This is a genomic window from Martelella mediterranea (assembly GCF_021021415.1).
GTDB lineage: Bacteria > Pseudomonadota > Alphaproteobacteria > Rhizobiales > Rhizobiaceae > Martelella > Martelella mediterranea_C.
This window is the reverse complement of sequence record NZ_JAINWJ010000019.1, coordinates 101,771-121,449: the sequence shown is the minus strand read 5'-3', so window position 1 is coordinate 121,449 and position 19,679 is coordinate 101,771. Positions and strand designations below refer to the sequence as shown.

Annotated in this window: 20 protein-coding genes and 2 pseudogenes; 8 read left to right on the top strand and 14 right to left on the bottom strand. The window is 61.0% G+C overall.

Annotated features, from left to right (window positions below):
* On the top strand, nt 1-182 hold a 182-nt coding region (locus tag K7H91_RS13720; RefSeq protein ID WP_230720828.1), incomplete at its 5' end, for a hypothetical protein.
* 116 nt (nt 183-298) lie between these two features.
* Here K7H91_RS13720 and K7H91_RS13715 read toward each other — a convergent pair.
* Genes K7H91_RS13715 through K7H91_RS13705 form a run of 3 tightly spaced genes read right to left on the bottom strand, consistent with a single transcriptional unit; the run spans nt 299 to nt 2,832 of the window.
* On the bottom strand, nt 299-1,231 hold the full coding sequence (locus K7H91_RS13715) for a hydroxyacid dehydrogenase (RefSeq protein WP_230720827.1): 933 nt from the start codon (nt 1,229-1,231) through the stop codon (nt 299-301).
* Nucleotides 1,232-1,238: 7 nt separating this feature from the next.
* Nucleotides 1,239-1,928: a Gfo/Idh/MocA family protein gene (locus K7H91_RS13710; RefSeq protein WP_269066220.1), complete on the bottom strand. Its 690-nt coding sequence runs from the start codon at nt 1,926-1,928 to the stop codon at nt 1,239-1,241.
* Nucleotides 1,929-1,968: 40 nt separating this feature from the next.
* The gene (locus tag K7H91_RS13705) at nt 1,969-2,832 is read right to left on the bottom strand and encodes an SDR family oxidoreductase (RefSeq protein ID WP_230720825.1); all 864 of its coding nucleotides are present in this window, start codon (nt 2,830-2,832) and stop codon (nt 1,969-1,971) included.
* Nucleotides 2,833-2,935: 103 nt separating this feature from the next.
* Here K7H91_RS13705 and K7H91_RS13700 point away from each other — a divergent pair, with 103 nt between their 5' ends.
* Entirely contained in the window at nt 2,936-3,832 is an 897-nt protein-coding gene (locus K7H91_RS13700) for a LysR family transcriptional regulator (RefSeq protein WP_230720824.1), read from the top strand.
* A gap of 122 nt (nt 3,833-3,954) precedes the next feature.
* On the opposite strand, the gene K7H91_RS25705 is transcribed toward K7H91_RS13700, so the two are convergent.
* Complete coding sequence (locus tag K7H91_RS25705) at nt 3,955-4,257, bottom strand: LysR substrate-binding domain-containing protein (protein ID WP_330166007.1); 303 nt, start codon at nt 4,255-4,257, stop codon at nt 3,955-3,957.
* Between the two features lie 39 nt (nt 4,258-4,296).
* Between K7H91_RS25705 and K7H91_RS25700 the strand changes: the two genes are divergently transcribed.
* The 3 genes and pseudogenes from K7H91_RS25700 to K7H91_RS13680 form a co-directional block, all read left to right on the top strand.
* On the top strand, nt 4,297-4,866 hold the full coding sequence (locus tag K7H91_RS25700) for a TetR/AcrR family transcriptional regulator (protein ID WP_230720822.1): 570 nt from the start codon (nt 4,297-4,299) through the stop codon (nt 4,864-4,866).
* The gene (locus K7H91_RS13685) at nt 4,826-6,058 is read left to right on the top strand and encodes an SGNH/GDSL hydrolase family protein (RefSeq protein WP_230720821.1); all 1,233 of its coding nucleotides are present in this window, start codon (nt 4,826-4,828) and stop codon (nt 6,056-6,058) included. The genes K7H91_RS25700 and K7H91_RS13685 overlap by 41 nt, the downstream gene beginning before the upstream one ends.
* A 35-nt stretch (nt 6,059-6,093) precedes the next feature.
* Nucleotides 6,094-6,225: pseudogene (locus K7H91_RS13680) on the top strand (LysR family transcriptional regulator); the annotation flags it as partial.
* A gap of 122 nt (nt 6,226-6,347) precedes the next feature.
* On the opposite strand, the gene K7H91_RS13675 reads toward K7H91_RS13680, so the two are convergent.
* Together K7H91_RS13675 and K7H91_RS25555 are read right to left on the bottom strand one after the other, a co-directional pair.
* Nucleotides 6,348-6,947 (bottom strand): LysR substrate-binding domain-containing protein, encoded by a 600-nt coding sequence (locus tag K7H91_RS13675; protein WP_269066218.1) that lies wholly within the window; start codon nt 6,945-6,947, stop codon nt 6,348-6,350.
* Nucleotides 6,948-6,995: 48 nt separating this feature from the next.
* Nucleotides 6,996-7,118, bottom strand: a pseudogene (locus K7H91_RS25555) (helix-turn-helix domain-containing protein); the annotation flags it as partial.
* A gap of 189 nt (nt 7,119-7,307) precedes the next feature.
* Between K7H91_RS25555 and K7H91_RS13670 the strand changes: the two are divergent.
* Complete coding sequence (locus K7H91_RS13670; protein ID WP_230720819.1) at nt 7,308-7,727, top strand: alcohol dehydrogenase catalytic domain-containing protein; 420 nt, start codon at nt 7,308-7,310, stop codon at nt 7,725-7,727.
* A gap of 50 nt (nt 7,728-7,777) precedes the next feature.
* On the opposite strand, the gene K7H91_RS13665 is transcribed toward K7H91_RS13670, so the two are convergent.
* The 3 genes from K7H91_RS13665 to K7H91_RS13650 form a co-directional block, all read right to left on the bottom strand.
* On the bottom strand, nt 7,778-8,908 hold the full coding sequence (locus K7H91_RS13665; RefSeq protein ID WP_230720818.1) for an NAD(P)/FAD-dependent oxidoreductase: 1,131 nt from the start codon (nt 8,906-8,908) through the stop codon (nt 7,778-7,780).
* A gap of 164 nt (nt 8,909-9,072) precedes the next feature.
* Nucleotides 9,073-10,584, bottom strand: a complete 1,512-nt coding sequence (locus K7H91_RS25695) for an amino acid ABC transporter permease/ATP-binding protein (RefSeq protein WP_330166006.1) — start codon at nt 10,582-10,584, stop codon at nt 9,073-9,075.
* Between the two features lie 69 nt (nt 10,585-10,653).
* The gene (locus tag K7H91_RS13650) at nt 10,654-11,478 is read right to left on the bottom strand and encodes an ABC transporter substrate-binding protein (RefSeq protein ID WP_230720834.1); all 825 of its coding nucleotides are present in this window, start codon (nt 11,476-11,478) and stop codon (nt 10,654-10,656) included.
* A gap of 227 nt (nt 11,479-11,705) precedes the next feature.
* On the opposite strand from K7H91_RS13650, the gene K7H91_RS13645 reads away from it, so the two are divergent.
* Nucleotides 11,706-12,782, top strand: a complete 1,077-nt coding sequence (locus tag K7H91_RS13645; protein WP_230720833.1) for a LacI family DNA-binding transcriptional regulator — start codon at nt 11,706-11,708, stop codon at nt 12,780-12,782.
* Between the two features lie 420 nt (nt 12,783-13,202).
* Here the strand turns inward: K7H91_RS13645 and K7H91_RS13640 are convergent, their stop codons facing one another.
* On the bottom strand, nt 13,203-14,033 hold the full coding sequence (locus K7H91_RS13640; RefSeq protein WP_230720817.1) for a phosphogluconate dehydrogenase C-terminal domain-containing protein: 831 nt from the start codon (nt 14,031-14,033) through the stop codon (nt 13,203-13,205).
* An 18-nt stretch (nt 14,034-14,051) separates the two neighbouring features.
* Between K7H91_RS13640 and nanR the strand changes: the two genes are divergently transcribed.
* Nucleotides 14,052-14,885, top strand: a complete 834-nt coding sequence (nanR, locus tag K7H91_RS13635; protein ID WP_230720816.1) for a transcriptional regulator NanR — start codon at nt 14,052-14,054, stop codon at nt 14,883-14,885.
* Nucleotides 14,886-14,890: 5 nt separating this feature from the next.
* On the opposite strand, the gene K7H91_RS13630 is transcribed toward nanR, so the two are convergent.
* The 4 genes from K7H91_RS13630 to K7H91_RS13615 all read right to left on the bottom strand — a co-directional run bounded on the left by K7H91_RS13630 (nt 14,891) and on the right by K7H91_RS13615 (nt 19,613).
* Nucleotides 14,891-15,874: an ABC transporter permease gene (locus K7H91_RS13630; RefSeq protein ID WP_230720815.1), complete on the bottom strand. Its 984-nt coding sequence runs from the start codon at nt 15,872-15,874 to the stop codon at nt 14,891-14,893.
* Nucleotides 15,871-17,394: a sugar ABC transporter ATP-binding protein gene (locus K7H91_RS13625; protein WP_230720814.1), complete on the bottom strand. Its 1,524-nt coding sequence runs from the start codon at nt 17,392-17,394 to the stop codon at nt 15,871-15,873. Before K7H91_RS13625 ends, K7H91_RS13630 begins: the two co-directional genes overlap by 4 nt.
* Nucleotides 17,391-18,467, bottom strand: a complete 1,077-nt coding sequence (locus tag K7H91_RS13620; protein WP_230720813.1) for an ABC transporter permease — start codon at nt 18,465-18,467, stop codon at nt 17,391-17,393. Before K7H91_RS13620 ends, K7H91_RS13625 begins: the two co-directional genes overlap by 4 nt.
* Nucleotides 18,468-18,617: 150 nt before the next feature.
* Complete coding sequence (locus K7H91_RS13615; protein WP_230720812.1) at nt 18,618-19,613, bottom strand: sugar ABC transporter substrate-binding protein; 996 nt, start codon at nt 19,611-19,613, stop codon at nt 18,618-18,620.
* Nucleotides 19,614-19,679: the final 66 nt, after the last annotated feature.

Below are 19,679 nucleotides of genomic sequence, written 5' to 3'. Positions count from 1 at the left end.
ATATTGTTTCCCGTCATGAACTTTTGAATCCGGCTCTGAGGATGATCCTGAATGTGCTCGGCATCGAAGATATCACCGTCGTCGCCGGCGGCGGTGCCAAGAATGTGGATCTCAGGCAAATCAGCATGGAAGACTTCGTCGGCAAGCTCGATCTCCAGCTCAGGGAAAAGACTTTCGCCTGAGCGGACGGCAAAACACGCGGGTCAGCACCGAGGCTTTATACCTCCTTGCTTCGACCATGGACATCATGTCCATCGGGGGACGAAAGTGGGCCCAAAGGGTTCTGATCAATGGGTCTTCACGCGTCGGCGGCAACCGCGCGCCTGACGTTATCAACTGTCAGGTTGGAGACGCGGATATTGGCGTCTGTGGTCACGCCGGCGATGTGCGGGGTGAGGATCAGATTCGGGATGCCGGCAAAGCGGGCCGTCGCGGCGCTTGTCAGCGGCTCCTCGGCGAAGAGATCGAGCGCCGCGCCCACCAGCCGGCCGTCGACCAGGGCGGCCGCGACCGCCGCCTCATCCACGATCCCGCCCCGCGACGTGTTGATCAGCACGGCATCGCTCGCCATATGCCCGACCATCTCGGCTCCGATCAGATTTTTCGTGGCCTCCGTCAGCGGCACGTGCAGCGAAACCACGTCGCTGGCGCCGAGCAGAGCGGGCAGCGTGTCGTGGCGGCGCACGGTGCGCCAGACCGGGTCGTCCGCATCGAGGAAAGGGTCGAACGCGGCAATCTCCATCCCCAGCGCTTCAGCCTTTTGCGCCGTCATGCGCGCGATTTCGCCGAAGCCCACAAGCCCGAGCGTCCGGCCGGACAGTTCCCGGCCCATCAGCGCATGCCGGGGCCAGCGTCCGGCGATCATCGCCTCGCCCGCGCCATACGCCCCGCGCAGCAGGACCATGGCCGTCCCGATCACATATTCCGCCACCGACAGCGTGTTGGCGCCGGTGGCCGGAAACACGCTGATCCTGCGCGTAGCACAGGCCTCCAGGTCGATATTGTCGAGGCCGACGCCGAGCCGGCCGATGGCGCGCAGGCCAGGCCCCGACGAAAGCAGCGTCGCGTCGACCCTGGTCCGGTTACGCACGATCAGCGCATCGGCATCGCCGAGTTGTCGGCAAAGCCTGGCGTGATCATCGACTAGCGCGGGATCATAGACGATGTCGAAACCGCGCCCGAAACGCTCAAGCGACGGCTCGTGGATGAATTCGGAGATGACGATCTTCATGGCCGTCTCAACCCTCGACCATATCGTCCGCTGCGGCCATCAGACTGCCGGCGGAAATCGGATCGAGCGCCTCCGGCCGCGGGCATTCGGATGCAATCGCAACGCTGTTGCCGTTCTCGGCCGCCTGCAGGATGGCTGACAGAACCTCGATCACATGAACGGCAAAATCGATGGAGCAGCGCGGCCGGCGCTTTTCCCGGATAGCCGCAGCCATGTCGGCAAGGCCCGCGCCGCGATAGTTTGCCGCGCGCGGTCCGCGCGGCCGATCCCAGTTCAGCCGGCCGAGGGGATGATCCCACGCCGCGACCTGTTCCTCGCCGCTGCGCCGGGCAAGGGTCACCGCGCCGCCGAAGAAATTGGGATCGGGCACGTAGAGCGAACCCTTGCTGCCATAGATCTCGATATTGCGGTGGCCATGAGCCTCGATATCCCAGGAAGCGCCGAGCGTGATCACCGCCCCGGAGCGGAATTTCAGCAGCGCATGCACATTGGTCAGCACCTCGACCGGGATCACCTCCCCCTGACGCGGTCCGCTGCCGACCAGGCGCTCGCTCCGCCCGCGATTGCCAACCGCGGTGACGCTTGCGACGGGACCGAGCAGATTTACCAAGGCGCTCACATAATAGGGCCCCATGTCAAAGACCGGCCCGCCGCCTAAACGGAAATAAAACCCGGGATTGGGATGCCAGTGTTCCATGCCGAACGACATGATATGGCAGGTGCCTGGGTGTGAGGGATCAGCCGGCGATTTGCGCGGCGAAATCGCGATAGGTGCGGAGCGGGCGGCCGAGCATGGTCGTCAGCCGCTCGACGTCGCCCTCTTCCGGCACCATGCCGTCGGAGACGAAGCGCTCGGCCATGACGCGCATGTCGAGGGCCATCCAGCTCGGCATGGCCTGCTGCATGTTCTGCTCGAAACCGGCGAAATCCTCGCCCGGATAGGCGATTTCGCGGCCGAGCACATCGCTCCAGATCCGAGCGACGACGGGACCGGTCAGCGTTTCCGGGCCGACCAGGTTGATGCGGTTGAGAGGCAGCGGGTCGGGCGCGTTTTCGCGGCGGAGGAGCTCGATCGCGGCGACTTCGCCGATGTCGCGGGCATCGACCATCGCGAGCCCCTTGGTGCCGATCGGCATCGGGTAGATGCCGTAACCGGTCACTACGTCCTTGATCATCACTTCATTGTCGATGAAATAGGCCGGGCGCAGGATGGTCGCGTGCATTTCCATTGCCTCGATCATCCGCTCGACACCGAACTTGCCTGCAAAATGCGGCACGTTCACATAGAGGTCGCTGTGGATCACCGAGAGATAGACGATGCGCTCGATCCCGGCTTCGCGGGCGATGTTGAGAGCGATCAGCGCCTGGGTGAATTCGTCCGGCACCACGGCATTGAGCAGGAACAGCGAGGTGACGCCGGAAAAGGCCTCGCGCAGTGAGCCGACGTCGAGCAGGTCGCCCTTGACGACGGCGACGCCCGCCGGAAAGTCTGCCTTGGCGGGATCGCGCACCAGGGCGCGCACATCCGCGCCCCGTTTTACGAGTTGATCGACGACATTGTGCCCGACATTGCCGGTCGCACCGGTTACAAGAATGGTCATGAGAGAAACTCCGGTCTGGTGTTGAAGACACTTGCAAGATCGGTGATCCGAATTCATTCTGATAGACGTCAATTTTGGACGCACTGTCTCACAGGTGGAACAGATGGATCTTCTCGCCCTTGCCGATTTCAATCTTGTCGCCCGGCATGAAGGGTTTGGCCGGGCCGCGCGGGCGAGCGGCCGCCCGAAGGCGACGCTGTCGCGCCGGGTCTCGGAACTGGAGGCGAGCCTGGATCTGCGCCTGTTCGAGCGCGGCGGCCGCGCCCTGAAACTCACCGAAGAGGGGCGCGCGCTGTTCGAACGAACCTCCGCCCTCCTCACCGATCTCGAAGAAACCGCCTCGGCCATCGCATCGCGCGGCCAGACGCCGCGCGGGCGCCTCAAGATCAGCGCGCCGCTTTTGTTCTCGCAAACCGCCATGGGAAAGCTTGCCGCGGACTTTGCGCTGAAACACCCTGAGGTGCAGCTCGAAGTCACGACCGAAGACCGGCCGGTCGACATGGTGGAGGAAGCCTACGACCTTGTGATCCGGGTCAATCCCGATCCGGACGAGAGCCTTGTCGGCCGAGCTTTCCTCCGCGACCGGCTTGTGGTCGTCGCAAGTCCGCAGGTGAAGCCGTCAACCGAGGGTGCTCCCGCTCCGGCCGTGGTGCGCGGCCGGGCCGAAGAAAGCGAAACCTGGCACGTGGCGACGGCGGGGGGACCATCCGCGATCGCCGTCCGGCCCGTCCTGAGCCTGTCCTCGCTCCCCATGGTCCGCGACGCCGTGCGGATGGGGACCGGGGTCGCACGCCTGCCGATTTCCCTTGTCAGCCACGATCTTGCCGCCGGACGGCTTGCCCATTGGGGTGACGTGGAAGGATCGGAAATCGCGCTCTGGGCGCTCTATCCCAGCCGCCGGCTTCTGAGCGCCCGCGTCTCCGCCTTCCTCGACCATCTGCGGGAGGCCTTTCCGGACGGATCGGCCGAAGAGCTCGCGCGCTATGTCGGAAACGGATAGCGACGGTCATCCGTTGTTACGAAAGCTAGCACCAGGTTCGGCCACGGCCCGTGTCATTGGTGCACGCCGGCGGCCCTGACAAAGCCGATAAAAGGCCTTCAGCGCTGCGGAAGGGTGTCCGTTCAGGGAGTAGTACAGAAAAAGCCAGATTGAGCGGGACAGAATTCATCGAGCACCCGCACGAGGCGGCCCGCCTCCACCAGCGGCGCGACGAGCCTGTCGGGCAGGCAGGCGAGCCCCATGCCGCAAAGCACCGCCTCGCGCAGAATGCCCGTGTCGTCGACCGTCAATTCGGCATCGACCGCGACATCGAAGGCCGTCCTTTTCGAGCCGCTTACCGTTGACTGAAGCTTTAACTGATCTGTTTGGACATTTTCTTCTGTCGATCCAAAAAATTTACTTGCCTCGACAAATCCTAATGTTATTAGGATAATTGCTTATAAAATTAGGAGATCGAAGCTGCAGTGGCGAAAGCAGGTTTGACGCGCGAGAAAATCATAGACGTTGCCGGTCTCCTGGCGGATGAGTCGGGCTTTGAAAAGCTGACACTCACAGCCGTGGCCCAGCATTTTCACGTTCGCTTGCCGAGCCTTTACGGCCACGTTGCCAATTCCGAAGATTTGAAAAAGGGCGTGGCATTGCTGGCGCTGGAACAGCTGGCGGAGCGGGCGGAAGATGCCGTCGCGGGACGATCCGGGAAAGATGCATTGCAGGCACTGGCAAATGCGCACCGTGAATTTGCGTGCCAGCATCCGGGCCTGTTTCACGCTACCCGCTATCCGCTTGATCCCAATAGCGCTCCCGGAAACGGCGGCACGCGCTTGGCCAGGGTGAGCCTCGCAATGCTTCGCGGCTACGGCCTGCCGGAGGATGAGAGTGTCCACGCCATCCGCCTTTTCGGTTCGTTCGTGCTGGGCTTCTCCCTGCTCGAAACGGCAGGAAGCTTTGCGCACAGACTACCCCCGTCTGAGCATTCTTGGGAGCGCGGCATAGATGCTATCGACGCTCTCATTCGAAGCTGGAGCAAAGACTGAACAATCGAATTTCAAGCAATACCCGGCAAAACAAATGAACAGTCTCGCAGTCACGACACCCATCACCGGATCTCTGCTCAAGGGCTTCCTGGACCTGGAGCAGACGGAATTCGGTCTGCTCCCGCACCGCCTGCCGGCATGGGCGCGCGCCCAATATCCAGACCCTCAGCTTGGATTCGTCGAAGCCGAAACCTCCGGTGTACGCCTGAGGTTTCGCAGTAGCGCGACCGCGATCGAGCTCGATGTTCTTCCGACCCGAAGGGAGCTTGTCGGGGTACCGTCCCGGCCAAAGGGGGTGTTTGACCTTTGCATCGACGGGCAATTGCAATCACAGCAATCGGCGAAGAGCGCCACGCTTTTGCGCACAGACCTGTCCACCGGCACAACGCGTCGCGAGCCGGGAATTGCGGAAACATTGCGCTTTGCGAACCTGCCCGACGGCGAAAAGCTGTTCGAGATCTGGCTTCCCCATAATGAGATCGTAGAGCTCGCGACCATGCGATCGGATGCTCCCATCAAGCCGGATACCGGCGCCGGTCAGCCGGTTTGGCTCCACCATGGCAGCTCAATCAGCCAGGGTTCGAACGCGGCTTCTCCGACCGGGATCTGGCCGGTGGTTGCTTCGCGCATGGCAAATTTCGATCTCGTCAATCTGGGCTTCGGCGGCAATGCCCTGCTGGACCCCTTCGTCGCGCGCACAATGAGAGATACGTCTGCCGATCTTGTCAGCGTCAAGATCGGCATCAATCTCGTCAATGCGGATCTGATGCGTCTGAGAGCTTTCGTGCCCGCGGTTCATGGCTTTCTGGATACGATACGCGACGGCCATCCGGAAACGCCGCTTCTCGTTATCTCTCCGATATTCTGCCCCATCCACGAAAACACGCCTGGTCCTGGGACATTCGATCTGAAAGCGCTGGCGAAGGGGGAGATCAGGTTTGAGGCAACCGGTCGACCGGATGACGTAAAGGCCGGGAAACTGACCTTGTCCGTCATTCGGGAGCATCTGAAAGCCATTGTGGAACAGCGTCGCACGAGCGACCGGAATATCCATTATCTGGACGGTCGCGCGCTTTATGGGGAGCACGATCATTCCATGTTGCCTCTGCCGGATCAACTGCATCCGGAGGCAAAGGCTCATCTGCTGATCGGTCAAAGGTTTTCCGCACGCTTAAAGGGACATTGGCAATGAACGATCCGGCTTACCCCCTTCGGCTATTGGCGAGAATTTGGGCGGCCGGGCTCTATCCCAGCCACCAGCTTCTGAGCGCCCGCGTCTCCGCCTTCCTCAACCATCTGCGGGAGGCTTTCCCGGACGGATCGCCCGAAGAGCTCGCGCGCTATGTCGGGAATGGATAGCGAGACCGCACTATCCTGAGGGACGGTATGAACGGGGTTCGGCCACGGCCCGCGTCATTGGTGCACGCCGGCGGCCCTGACGTAGCCGATGAAGGCCTTCAGTGCAGCGGAAGAGTGCCCGTTCAGGGGGTAGTACAGAAAGAAGCCGGGTTGAGCGGGACAGAATTCCTGGAGCACCCGCACCAGGCGGCCCGCCTCCACCAGCGGGGCCACGAGCCTGTCGGGCAGGCGAAGCCCATGCCGCAAAGCACCGCTTCGCGCAGAATGCCCGTGTCGTCGACCGTCAGACCGGCCTCGACCGCGACATCGATGGCGCGCCCACCCTCCTCGAAACGCCATCGATAGACGTCTTGCGTTTGCTGCCAGCGATAGTTCAGGCATGCATGTTGCAGCAGGTCACGCGGATGCTCGGGACGCGCACGGGCGCTAAAATAGTCGGGCGAACCGACGACCGCGGCGGAAAGGTCCAGTATGAGGCGGACGGCCGCCATATCCAGCGCGAGACGCCCGCCGTTCCGGATTCCGGCGTCATTTCCCTTGGCGACGATATCGCTTAGCCCGTCATCGATCGAGAGAGCCAGCTTGATGGCGGGAAAGGCCTTAGCAAAGGGGGCGATAAGCGGCGCGAGCAGCAGTTCCGCCGCCACCCGCGGCAGGTTGAGCCGCGCCACGCCGCTCGGCGTTTCGCTGAGCGCCGCCACATCCTCCACGGCGGCGTCCATCGCGGTAACGAGCGCCGGCAGGCGGGCGGACAGCGCCTCTCCCGCCGGCGTCAGGGCGACGCTTCGGGTGGTGCGGTTGAGAAGGCGTACGCCAAGCCGGGCCTCAAGCTGCGCCGTCGCCCGGCTCACCGCCGAGGGCGTCATGCCAAGGCGGCGGGCCGCACCGCGAAAGCTGAGCTCCCGCGATCACCATGAAAACCATCAGTTCCTGATATTCCCTGCCGTTCACATTATTGCTCCTGCAGCAGCAGCGCATTGCCATTGATCCATCTTGTGAACAACCGATCGCTCCGTATCTTCAGGCGGCAAATCGGCGAACGAGCCGAACTGAATACGGGTGCAAGAAAGGCAGAGAGAACCATGGACAATCTGGCAGCTTGGCAGCGTCAACCGGGCCAACCGCTTCTCATAGAGCCGGCCGAGGTGCCGGCGCTCGCGCCGGGCGAGATTCTCGTGAGAAACGAGGCGGTCGCGATCAACCAGCTGGACTATCTTCTCCAGGACGCGGCGGTGCTGCCCTGGCTCGACTATCCGGTGATCGCCGGAAGCGACGTCGCCGGCACGGTGGTTGCCGTGGGCAAAGGGGATCAGCGATTTTCCGTTGGCGATCGCGTGCTTGGTCAGGCCGTCGGCACAATCGTCAACCTGCCGTCGCAAGGCGCCTTTCAACAGCACACCGTGGTGCTCGCCCACATGAGGGCGTCGTGGATGCCGCTCGAGGTTTACTGTCCTCCCGATAACATCTCCGGACGTCAGCGGTGGAAGTCCGTCACCCGCTGATAGGCCGCGCGCGTGGCAAAGAAGGACTTCGGCAAAGGAGAGACAAATCCTTATCCTTTACCGAAGCGATCGGGGCGGAACGTTGCGAGCATCGGATGTTCGCGTCCGGTTGCAATTTCGTAGGAGAGCAACTCGCCCACGACCAGACCTATCGTTGCGCCGCTGTGGCTGAACGCCGCATAGCAGCCGGGAACCGCCTTCATCGCGCCGATCACTGGCTCGCCATCGCCTGGAATCGGCTTGCCGCCGGCGCCGATGGCGGCGACTTCGAGCTTCGGATTGCCGGCCAGCACGCTTGAGGCTTCCGCCAGAAGCGCATTCACTACGGCGGGCTCAATTTCGTATGTTCCGTCTTCGCGAACGGTAATCCCTTCATCTGCTGCCCAGTCGGCATCCAGCGAAATCGTGCCGCCGGGCGCCGGGCGAAGGGCGACGCGGGGCGTGTTGAGCACGGCACGCAACGAGTGTTGCAGCGGCTTCGTCTGAATGAGCAGAGCGACCGGCGTTCCATCGTCAATGGTCTGTCCGGCCTCAGCCGCCATTGCCGGCACGGCAGGACCCGTCGCCAGAACAACGGCTTCGGCCTCGAAGCGCTTGCCCGAAACGGCGACGGCGCCGATGGCGCGTCCATTTTCGATGAGGACTTTGGCCGCGCCCTCGTCCGTAACGAGCCTACCGCCAAGCGCTGCGAACTCTTCCAGCAAAACACCGATCAGGGTTGGCAGGTCGACCCAGCCTTCGCCGGGGTTGAAAATAGCGCCCTGTCTTGCAATTGCGCTCGTGGCGATACCGGGCGTTACGGCAGCCACCGCGCCGGGCGCCAGCAGTCTGGCATCGTAGCCGATCGAGACTTCATATTCATAGACATCCTCGATCGCATTGTCCGGCCCGTCTTCATCCCAGGTCAGACCGCCATCGAAACGAAGCCAGTCGACATCAGGCAAGCGGGCGGCAAGCGTTCTGTAGCGGTCCACGCCGGCCATACGCAGCCGGTGATAGGGTTCGGAGCGCATGCGCGACGAGTTCAGCCAGGAGAGCGAGCGTCCCGACGCGCCATTGGCCGCAGGGCCGTCATTGACGATGGTGACGCGAATACCGCGACGGGCCAGCTCCAAGCCGGTGGAAACCCCCAAAATACCTGCGCCAATGATGACAGTGGAAGAAACGGCAGTCTTTTTCATGATCGTTCGTCTTTCAGTTTTCGAAGGATTGTGGTCCGTCACCGCGTTTGCCGGTGACTGGTGTTGCCGGCCTCAATGGCGGGAACGACGCCTGATTGGGATATTGGCGCAGCCGAGAATAGCCTAGCGAAGGGTTCCGTCCGTCATTCTGGGCTTCTCCTGTTTCAAAGGACTTCGGCGAGGAAGCGCTGCAGGCGCGGGTTTTGCGGATTGTCGAAGATGGCTTCCGGAGAACCGGCCTCCACCACCTGTCCTTCATCCATGAATACGACCTGGTCGGCGACGCGACGGGCAAAGCCCATTTCATGGGTCACCACGACCATGGTCATGCCTTGTTCGCCGAGTCCGGCCATGAGGTTCAGGATACCTTTCACGAGTTCCGGGTCGAGCGCGCTCGTCACCTCGTCGAACAGAATGACTTCCGGTTCCATTGCCAGCGCGCGGGCGATGGCGACGCGCTGTTGCTGTCCACCGGATAGCCCGTTCGGACGGTGATGCTGGCGTGCGGCAAGGCCGACATCGGCCAGGCGCGTCTTGGCAATCTGCTCGGCGTCCGCCTTTTTCAGCCCCTTGATCTTGGTGAGCGACAGCATGACGTTTTCAAGTGCGGAGTGGTCGGGAAACAGGTTGAAATGTTGGAACACCATGCCGATACGCCTGCGAAGCTGGTCGGGCTTCATTGCAAGCGTGCTGTCGCCATCCAGCAGGACGTCGCCACTCTTGATTTCGACCAGACGGTTCAGGCAGCGAAGCAAGGTCGATTTTCCGGAACCCGAAGGACCGATAACGCAGGTCACGCTGCCGGGGGGAACGGTGAGGTTGACGCCTTTCAACACGACAAAATCGCCATAGGCCATGTAGAGATCGCGCACCTCGAGGCTGCCGCCATCAAAGCGCGTGCTGCTTGCGGTCTCACTGGCGCCGTCCAATTCGCTGACCTCCTGCAAACCGCTTGTCGCAGCTGAAGGTCGTTTTTTGCCGGTACGCAGGCGCACGTCGATGTAGTTGACCGTATGGGTGAGCGGTACGGTGATTATCAGATAAAACGCGCCGGCCAGAAGCAGCGGCGACAGGTTGCCGGTGACCACGGCCTGATCCTGACCGACACGGAAAATCTCGCGTTCGGAGGCCAGAAGGCCGAGAAAATAGACAAGGCTAGAGTCTTTCACATTGCCGATGAACTGATTGACCAGAGCCGGCAGAACCCTGCGGACACCCTGCGGTATCACGATAAGACGCATGCCTTGGCGATAGCTCATGCTGAGCGCCCGGCAGGCTTCCATCTGCCCCTGCTCGACGCTTTGGATGCCGGAGCGGAAAATTTCGCCGATATAGGCGCCGGCGATCAGGCTGAGAGCCAGAATGCCCAGTGGATAGGGCGAAGGGCCGAAAATCTCGCGTCCGATGCGGGCAAAGCCCTGGCCGATCAGCAAGATTGTGACAATAGCCGGCAGACCGCGGAAGATGTCGGTGTAAATGCGGGCGGGAATGCGCAGCCAGCGTGAGCGTGAAATGCCCATCACCGCAAGCACCATGCCCAGGATGACGCCCAGCATCGTGGAGGCCGCGGCCAGAATGAGCGTGTTCTTCAACCCGACTGTTATCATTATCGGCAGCACTTCGGCCATGGCATGCCAGTCGAGAAAACTGCGACGCATGTTTTCAAGCCAATCCATCAGGCAGTTCCTTTTTCGAAGGAAAATTGGTCAGGTCCGGCGGATAGCGCCGCCGGACCGTTATTGCTGTCACGGCTTGGGCAAGTATTCTTCCGGCATCGGAGAGCCGGGAAACCACTTCTCATAAAGCGTTTTCCATGTGCCATCCTGCATGGCGGCGTGCAGGCCCTCGTTGAGGGCTTCAAGCAACGCGGTGTTGCCCTTGCGAACCACGAAGCCCGCGGGCGCATCAAAGCTCGGGATATTGACAGTAACCTTCAGGGCTGGATAGCGGGTCGTGTAATCCTTGGCGGCTTCGTAATCGAGGAAATGGGCATCGACCGTGCCGTTGTTCAGACCAGCGACTGCGGAATTGTTGTCGGGAAATTTCACAAGATCGGTATCGGTGAAATTCTTCTGGGCGTAGATTTCCTGAAGCGTGCCCTGCACGACGCCAAGACGCTTGCCTTTCAGTCCCTCCGCATCGGTAATATCAGCCTCGGGAGTCAGGATGGAAAGGTAGCCTGCAAGATAGCCATCGGAGAAATCGACAGTTTCCTTGCGTTTGTCCGTGGTGCCGATGGCGGCGACGGCCACATCGAAGCGACCGTTGGCGACGGACGGCATGAGCGCCGAAAAGTCCTGACCGGTAAAAATCACCTGATCCTTCGCAAAGCCCATCCGCTCGGCAACATTCGTGAAAAGTTCGATATCGAAGCCCGAAAATTCGCCGCTGGCGGTTGAGAATGCGTAGGGCTTGGCATCGCCCATCGTGCCCACGCTGATCGTGGAAGGGTCTATGAGATCATAGGGATTGCCTTCGGCCATTGCCGAACCGGCAAAACCGAGGGCGATAAACGCCGCTGCTGCCCCTAGCCGCACTGCGGGACGAGCAATTGAATGGAAAAGTTTCATGGGGCTGTTCTCCTTCTCTGGTGGTATTTTCATGACTTTCTTCAGGGCGCAAAAGCTCACTTGTCGGAGAAGATCAACTCTGCCGACCAGATTGCAGCGTCTTGAATAATGAACTCACTATCTTTAAGAGACCGGTCTCTTTTAAAATGAGACCGGTCTCTTTGCTTTTTGTCAATTGTTATCTTCTGGTTTGCCAGTCGTCAATATCTCTTATAAGGCTAATAATCATGGCCCCAGAACCAAACAGATATTCATCCGTCACCGTCGCCGATGTTGCGCGCAGCGCCGGCGTTTCCAAGGCAACCGCGGCGCGGGTGCTGGGAGGCTATGGCACGGTGAGCGACCGGGTGCGCGATGCCGTCATCGCGGCGGCGAAAAAGCTCGACTACAGGCCGAACGAACTTGCCCGCAGCATGACAACCGGTCGTTCGGGCACTATCGGCGTGGTGGTCGGTGATATCGAAAACCCGTTCTTCAGCCAGGCAATGCGCGGCATAACAGATGTAGCGAGACTTGCCGGTTTTACTGTCATTCTGATGAATTCAGGCGAAAACGTCGACGCTGAAAAGGACGCCATTCGCACGTTGCTTGCCAAACGGGTGGATGGCTTGATCGTTTCTGTGGCGCGGGAAAGCGAAACCGATCATCTGCAGGAGATTTTGCGCTCCGGTCGTCCACTCGCGCTGCTTGACCGTGGCAGTTCGCTTCTTGATGTCGATACGGTGATTGCCAATGATCGGGATACTGCAAAAGACGTGACCAAACGGCTGATCGCGCTGGGGCACCGTCGCATTGCCTATCTGACGGCCTGCGACACCGCAGATCATGTGTTTCACGATCCGGCGGACATCCAGACAGGCTCCGTTCGCAGGCGCATCGAAGGCTATCTCGATGTCTGCCGCACGGCCGAAGTTCCGGAAGCGGAGCACTGGGTCCGCGTCGGCGCAACTTCGCCCGAAGCCACAAAAGCCATTGTGACCGAACTGCTTCAGGCGCTCGTTCGCCCCAGCGCCGTCATTGCATCCGACAGCGTGATCGGGCTTGCCGCTTTCAAAGCCAGCCGTGCACTCGGCCTGAGCGTTCCCCGTGATCTGTCACTCGTGTCGTTTCACGATGCTGACTGGACCTCCGTTGCATCACCCCCCATCACCGTTGTTCGGCAGCCTGTCTATCAACTGGGCGAATCGGCGACCAAGCTGCTGGTGGAGCGATTGAAAGAAGGCGAAAAAGGTCCTGCGCGCCGGATCGTCCTGCCAATGTCGCTGATAGAGCGTGAGTCGGTCGGCCCGGCGCCCGTTGAATAGGTCCGGCAAAACTAGGGAGCGGAACAAGATCTGTTCCCCCAGACACGCTAAGACCGAACGGACCGTGAACTCATGTCGCGACCCCGCATAACGGTCTGGCTCCTGGTGGCATATTGCTCACCAGCCAAGGCCAAGGGTGAAGCCTCGTCGTCCTCAGCCATCGATTCGAGTCCACGCTTCATCCGGAGAAGCCGGTGCCAGCCAAGACATGGTCTCGGGCGCCGCCGGTAGCGACGTAAAGTTACCCGATGCCGGGGATTGTCCGCGTCGAAGGTGGATATGGTGCCATCGGGATCATTCATCGCGATGCCTGCCCGGACTGAATTCAGTTCGGTGATCTTTGCTGCACCTTTGTACGCCGAAGGGCGGCGCGCAGTGCGGCCCCGCCCTTTGATCCGTTTCCTCCGAAGTTGAAGCTGATCAGCCGTTGACAATCAGTTCGGAGGCTTCGCGCACGACCTTGGGATCAAGCGCGCGGTCCCAGTCTTCGCGCACGACAATGCCGCGCGCAAAGCGCATCAGGCGCAGCGCGGCATCGGACGGCACTTTCGGGGTAAAGCCGAACCACATCGAGATTTCGACATTGAGATGGCCGATCATGAAATCGAATGCCGCTTCGCGTGGGATGCCATAGCGGCTCGCGCATAGCTCCACAGCCTCGATCATCACGTCGACAAAGGGCATGGCGATCATTTCCGAAAGCCCCGGCTCCAGGATCGCTAGTTGCTCGGTCGTCACACGGTGTACCCGCAGGATCGGCGACCACATGATCTCGCAGATCTCCCGGCCGATCGCGTAATGCGCCTCCGGTCCCTGCATCAGCGCGCAAATGATCGCCTGCGGCGCGACGCCGCCATGGACATCGCGGCGCTGTTCGGAATCATCAAGGTCGGCGTAAAGCGGCGGATGGCAGGGGTGACCAAGGAAATAGGTGATGTCTTCACGTTGCGGAAGCACCCCGGCATAGGGGGCTGCGGCGTCCAGAATGACGACAATGGTACCGGCATCGAGTCGCGGCACGATGTTGCCGGCGACCGGACCAATCAGCGAGTCGGGGAGCGCCAGGACGACCACTTTCGCACCCGCAAGAGCGGCATCCTGCTCGACCGTCTCGATTCCCGCTCCGGCGAGACGGGTGCGGCCGGCCTCGCTCACTTCGACCGCCCTGAGATCGTAACCGGCGTCCCTGATCTTGCTGGTGACGCGGAAGCCCATCTTTCCGCCCGCACCGAAAACGGCGACTGAATGCATGAAATTTCCTCCTATTAGGTGATTTTACCATATACTGAGTATACCAGTAGGCGGAATCATGCGTTAAGTCAATCTGGTATAATCTGTAGAACTTCTGCTAAGATGGCCAAATCGCTTCACTGGACCGGAGTCTGCGAGTTGAAAAAAGAAATCATTCGGAAGAAAAAACTGTCCGATGAAGTGCGCGAGCGGTTGCTGGCGGAAATCGAGGAGGGGCACCTGCCCCCCGGCGCGCCGCTGCCGTCCGAGCGCGAACTTATGGAAGCGCTGGGTGTTGGCCGGCCGGCGATCCGCGAGGCGATGCAATCGCTCCAGAACCTCGGTCTCATTCAAGTCCGACATGGCGAACGCCCCCGTGTCGCCGAACCTCAGCTTGATCTGCTTGCCGAGCAGCTTGCGCTGACCATGCACCATGTGCTGACCTATGATTCGAATGTTCTGGCGCAACTGAAGGAAGCGCGGCTACTGATGGAAGCCCAGCTTGCCCGCATCGCCGCCGAAAAGGCGACGGGGACAGACGTCGCGGACCTGAAGGCGATTGTCGCGCAGCAGGCTGAACTTACAGAAGAAACGCCGCGCTTTATGGAAATGGATGGCAACTTTCATGGACGGCTTGCCGAGATTTCCGGCAATCTGCTGATGGCCTCGGTGGTGCGGGCAATTTTTGCCTGGCTTGAAAGGTTTCACCCTGCAGCCGTTCGGACCACCGGCCTTGAAAAGGTAACGCTTGAGGAGCATCGCGCGATCATCGCCGCCATAGAAGCAGGCGACGGCCAAGCGGCGGACCAGGCGATGCGCCACCATCTGTCCCGCGCCAACACGCTTTACCGTCCGTTTGATGATCCGGCCTGACGGCGCTATTCCTCGTCGACGCGGATCTTGCGCCGGCTTCTCAGCGTAATCATCCGGTTGCGCACGGAATCGATAACAACCGCGAGCAGGATGATCGCTGACTGGACCAGCGGTTGAAGATAGATGTCGACCCGCAGGAAAACCAGGCCGGATTGCACCATCTGGATCAGTACCGCGCCGAGCACCGTTCCCGGCAGTACGGTTCCGACCCCGCCGAACAGGCTCGCGCCGCCCAGCACCGCGGCCGCGATGGCATAGAGTTCGGAAAACTCGCCGAAGCCGGCATTGACGATGCCAAGCTGCGATACCGAAATGAAGCCCCCAAGGGCCGCGCAGACGCCGCAGACAAGATAGGCCGAGACCAGCGTGCGCCCCACCGCAATGCCGGCGCGCGTTGCCGCCTTGATATCGTTGCCCACGGCATAGATATGACGCCCGACACGGGTTCTGGTCAGCACGATATGGCCGAGCACGGCAACCAGCAGAAACACGATGATCGGGTTCGGCAGACCGAAGGTCCGGCCCGCGCCAAATGTCAGCAGATCATTGGGCAAGATCACGCCGCGGGACTGGGTGAGCAGAAGGCCGACGCCGCGCCCGGCGACCAGCATGCCGAGCGTGACGATGAAGGGCACCATTCGGAGCCTGACGATGAAAAAGGCATTGATGCCGCCGAAAACGAACCCTGTGGCCATCGCCCCGATGGCGGCGATGGCGGGCGAAACGCCGAAATCACGCATCAGCAGGCCGGCGATCACCGAGGACAGATACATGTTGGTGCCGACCGAAAGATCAATGCCGCCAGTCAGCATCACGAAGGTCATGCCGATCGCGACAATGCCGATGAAGCTTGCCTGCTTGACGATGTTCTCGAAACTCTGGAATTGCAGGAACCGGTCGGACAGCGCCCCGAACACCATAAAGATGACGATGAACAGCAGCGCCGGCGCATGGGCCAGCGCGAAATTGGTGATCCGATGCAGGTTCATGCTGCTTTCCTCCCGCCGAAGGCTGCCGAAAGGATGGCCTGGCGGTCGAATTGACCGCGCTCGAAGCTCGCACTCAGCATGCCTTGATGCATCACGAGAATGCGGTCGGCAACGCCGATCAATTCATCGAGTTCGGAGGAGATATAGAGGATGCCGACACCCTCTTCCGCGAGCTGGTTCATGATCGTGAACACCTCATATTTCGCTCCGACATCGATCCCGCGCGTCGGCTCATCCATGATCAGCACTTCAGGCCTGTTCATCACCCATTTGCCGATCACGACCTTCTGCTGGTTGCCGCCGGAGAGACTGTGAACAGGAATGGAAAGCGTGGGGTCGCCGGTGCGCAACCGCAGTCTGGACGACATGTCGCCGATTTCCTCGGACAGCGCGTCGGCCTTCACCATACCGCCGGCGCCGGCAAACCGGCCGAGGCTGACAAGCGCCATGTTGTCACGGATGGAACTGTCCATCAGCAAGCCTTCATGGCGGCGGTCCTCGGTGACGAAGGCCATGCCGCGGGCCACACGATCGCGGGCTCCATCGTCCGGCAGCGCCTCGCCGTTCAGTGCGATGCGCCCGCTGCTGTGCGGATCCAGACCGAAGAGGACGCGGGCCATTTCCGACCGCCCGGCGCCCATCAGGCCGAAGAAGCCCAATACCTCGCCCCGCTTCAACGAGAAGGAAATATCGCGGATAACGCCGGGCTGGCTGAGATTTTCAACTTCGAGCACCGGCGCGCCGATTGCGGCGTGGCGCTCGGGAAACAACTGCTCAAGCGAGCGGCCGACCATGCTGAGAATCATGCGGTCGATATCGAATTCGCCTGTCGGCCCGCCATCGACACGGCTTCCGTCGCGCAGCACGAGGATCTGGTCGGCAAGCGCCATGACATCGGCCAGCACATGGCTGATGTAGATCATCGACCGGCCTTCGGCGCGCAGCCGTTTCAACAGCGCGAAAAGCACTTCGGTTTCGCGGGTCGTCAGCGATGTGGTGGGCTCATCGAGAATGATGATCCGGGCGTCAAGCGCCAGCGCCTTGGCAATCTCGACAAGCTGCTTTTCGCCAGGCGCAAGCGTATCAACCTTGGTGTCGGGAGAAAGGTCGAGCCCGACCTGGCGCATCGCCTCTTCGGCCTCGCGCCGCATCCGTCGGCGGTTGACGATCGGCAGCCTGCCGATATGCGGCAACCGGTTCAGCAATATGTTCTCGGCAATGGAAAGGTTGCCGAAAAGGTTCAGTTCCTGATGAATGAAGGCGATGCCGGCCGCGCTCGCATCCGCGGGCTTTTCCGGCGCATAGGGTTCGCCGGCGAGCAGCATTATCCCCTCATCGGGAATATGCACCCCGCCCAGCATGTTCATCATGGTCGATTTGCCGGCGCCGTTTTCGCCGACAAGACACAGGATTTCGCCGCGCCCCAGCGCAAGGTCGACGCCCTTGACCACCTGAACGCCGAAGAAGCTCTTGCCCAGGCCCTTGAATTCGAGAAGCGGTTCGCGTGCTGTCGTGTTCATTTGAGCGCCGCCTCCCGCCGCCAGACGTCGAGATAGGCCGCCAGCAGAATAACGCCGCCCTTGACGATGAAGACCGCGAAAAAGGAAAGATTCATCAGGTTGAGCGCGTTCGAAAGCAGCGTGAACAACAGAACGCCGTATACGGTCCACAGGATCTTGCCCGACCCGCCGAAAAGGCTTGTTCCGCCGATGACCGTGGCGCCGACAACGTCGAGCAGAAGGTTCATATTGTCCCCGAAGGCGGGGCGCCCCATTTCGAGCCTCGCCGAATAGAGCACCGAACCAATCGCCGCGCAGACACCGGAAACCACGAAGCTCAGGATGATGACACGGCGCACCGGCACACCGGAAATCGCCGATGCGCCGGGGTTCATGCCGGTGGCATAGACCCAGCGGCCGAAAATGGTGCGCGACAGGCCGATATGGGCGATGATGGCCACCGAAATCGCGATCAGCGCCGACCAAGACAGGAAACCGCCATAGCCGCGCTCGGCAATCACGCTGAAGGAGGCCGGCAGGTTTGTGACGTTTTCCGAATGGGTCAACCACACCGCAAAGGCGGAGAAGAAAAGCAGGGCGATCAATGACATCATGAAGGCCGGGATGGCAAAGCGCGCGATCAGAAAGCCGGTCAGCGCGCCGATCGCACCGCCAACGGCGAGCATCACGATCACGGCGGCGGGCATCGACCATGCATGGCCGGAAAGAATTCCGCCTTCAGGCCCGATGATCGTTCCCCAAAGCACCGTGCCCTCGAAGATCCGCGGATCGACGCCGAGCGTCATAACCGCGGCCCCGATCACGCTTGTCACCGCAATCACGGCGATCTGGCTGAGATCGATGCCGCCGACGATCATGACATAGGTCTGTCCGACCGCGATCACCAGCAGCGGCCAAACATTGGAAAGAAGGTTGGAGAGATTGCCGGTCGTGGCAACACTGGGGATGAAGGGAATCAGAAACACGAAGAATGCCAGCGTCACGTAGAGCACGAAATGCTGTGACGTCAGCACCGCATGGACGAGGCCGTCGTTGCTGCTTTTGCCGCCGGAAGAGGCGGTCTGGTTGGTCATGGGGTCTCCTCCCGTTCAAAGCGGCGGATGGCGAGAGCCGCTTGCCCTACACATCGCCAGGCCGGATCGTTTTCGCTCAGGCGTCCAGATGTATATTGCCAGTTCGGAGCGCCGCTTTCCTCAAAGCAGCGGCGCTCCGTCTATTACATATTACTGGTCCGCCAGGACACAGCCCCACATATCAGCGTGGCGCTCGGGCTCGTTGTCCTGCGTCAAGGCAAAGCCTTTGTCGTTGATCATCTGGTTCGGCGTCTTGTCGCCGGACTCGATCGCCGCAAGCAGCGCCTCTACGGTTGAATCTGCTTCGAAGAAGAGATCCTGGACGCCGGTGGAATCGACATAGCCTTCGCGGATCAGATTGCAGGCCGTGACATCGCCATCCAGACCGCCGAGGATCATGTGGCTCTCCTCGCCCGAAGGCGCCCAGCGTCCCTGCTGCAGCAAGACAGCGCGGATCTGCGGGAACAGGAAGTCGGAGGATGTGAAGATCACGTCGACATCCGGATTGGCCTGCATCGCGCTTTCGAGATTGGCGAGCGCCACCGTTGCATCCCACTCGGTCGGCACTTCGATCGGCTCGGCGTAAAGGTCGGGATTGGCGTTGATGACATTGAAGAAGCCCTCGCGTCGGCCGATCGCATTGGTATCGGCAAGGGCACCGACCATGATCAAAGGCTGCACCTTGCGGTCAAGATTGAGCGCGCGCGCTTCCTTGGTCAGGTGCTCGACGGCGGCCTCGGCGATTGCGACATTGTCGGCAACCACGACGATCGCGTCATTCGGGTTGGACGGGTTTGGCGGACGATTGAAGACGGCAACGGGAACGCCGGCCTCGTTGGCCTCGGCGATCATCTTGATGACGCTTTCGCCATCTTGCGGAATGATGATGATGCCGTCGACGCCCTGTGTGATGCAATCGCGCACCTGTTCCAGCTGCCGGTTCGCATCCTCGTTGGCGTTGACCTCGATGACCTCAATGCCCTTGTCGGCCAGCGATTTCGTTATCGCCTTGTGACCGGCCACCCAGAATTCGGTCTCGAGGGTTTGATAGGCGAAACAGATGCTTTTGCCATCTGCTGCAAAAGCTCCACCGCTCGCCAGAAGGCCTGCAGCGGCAACGCTTGCGGCCAAGATAAACTTCCTCATGCTTTCCTCCCCTTTCGCAATGATGAACTGCACAGCCCGAAATCGGGCTTGCAGTTATATTGTTAT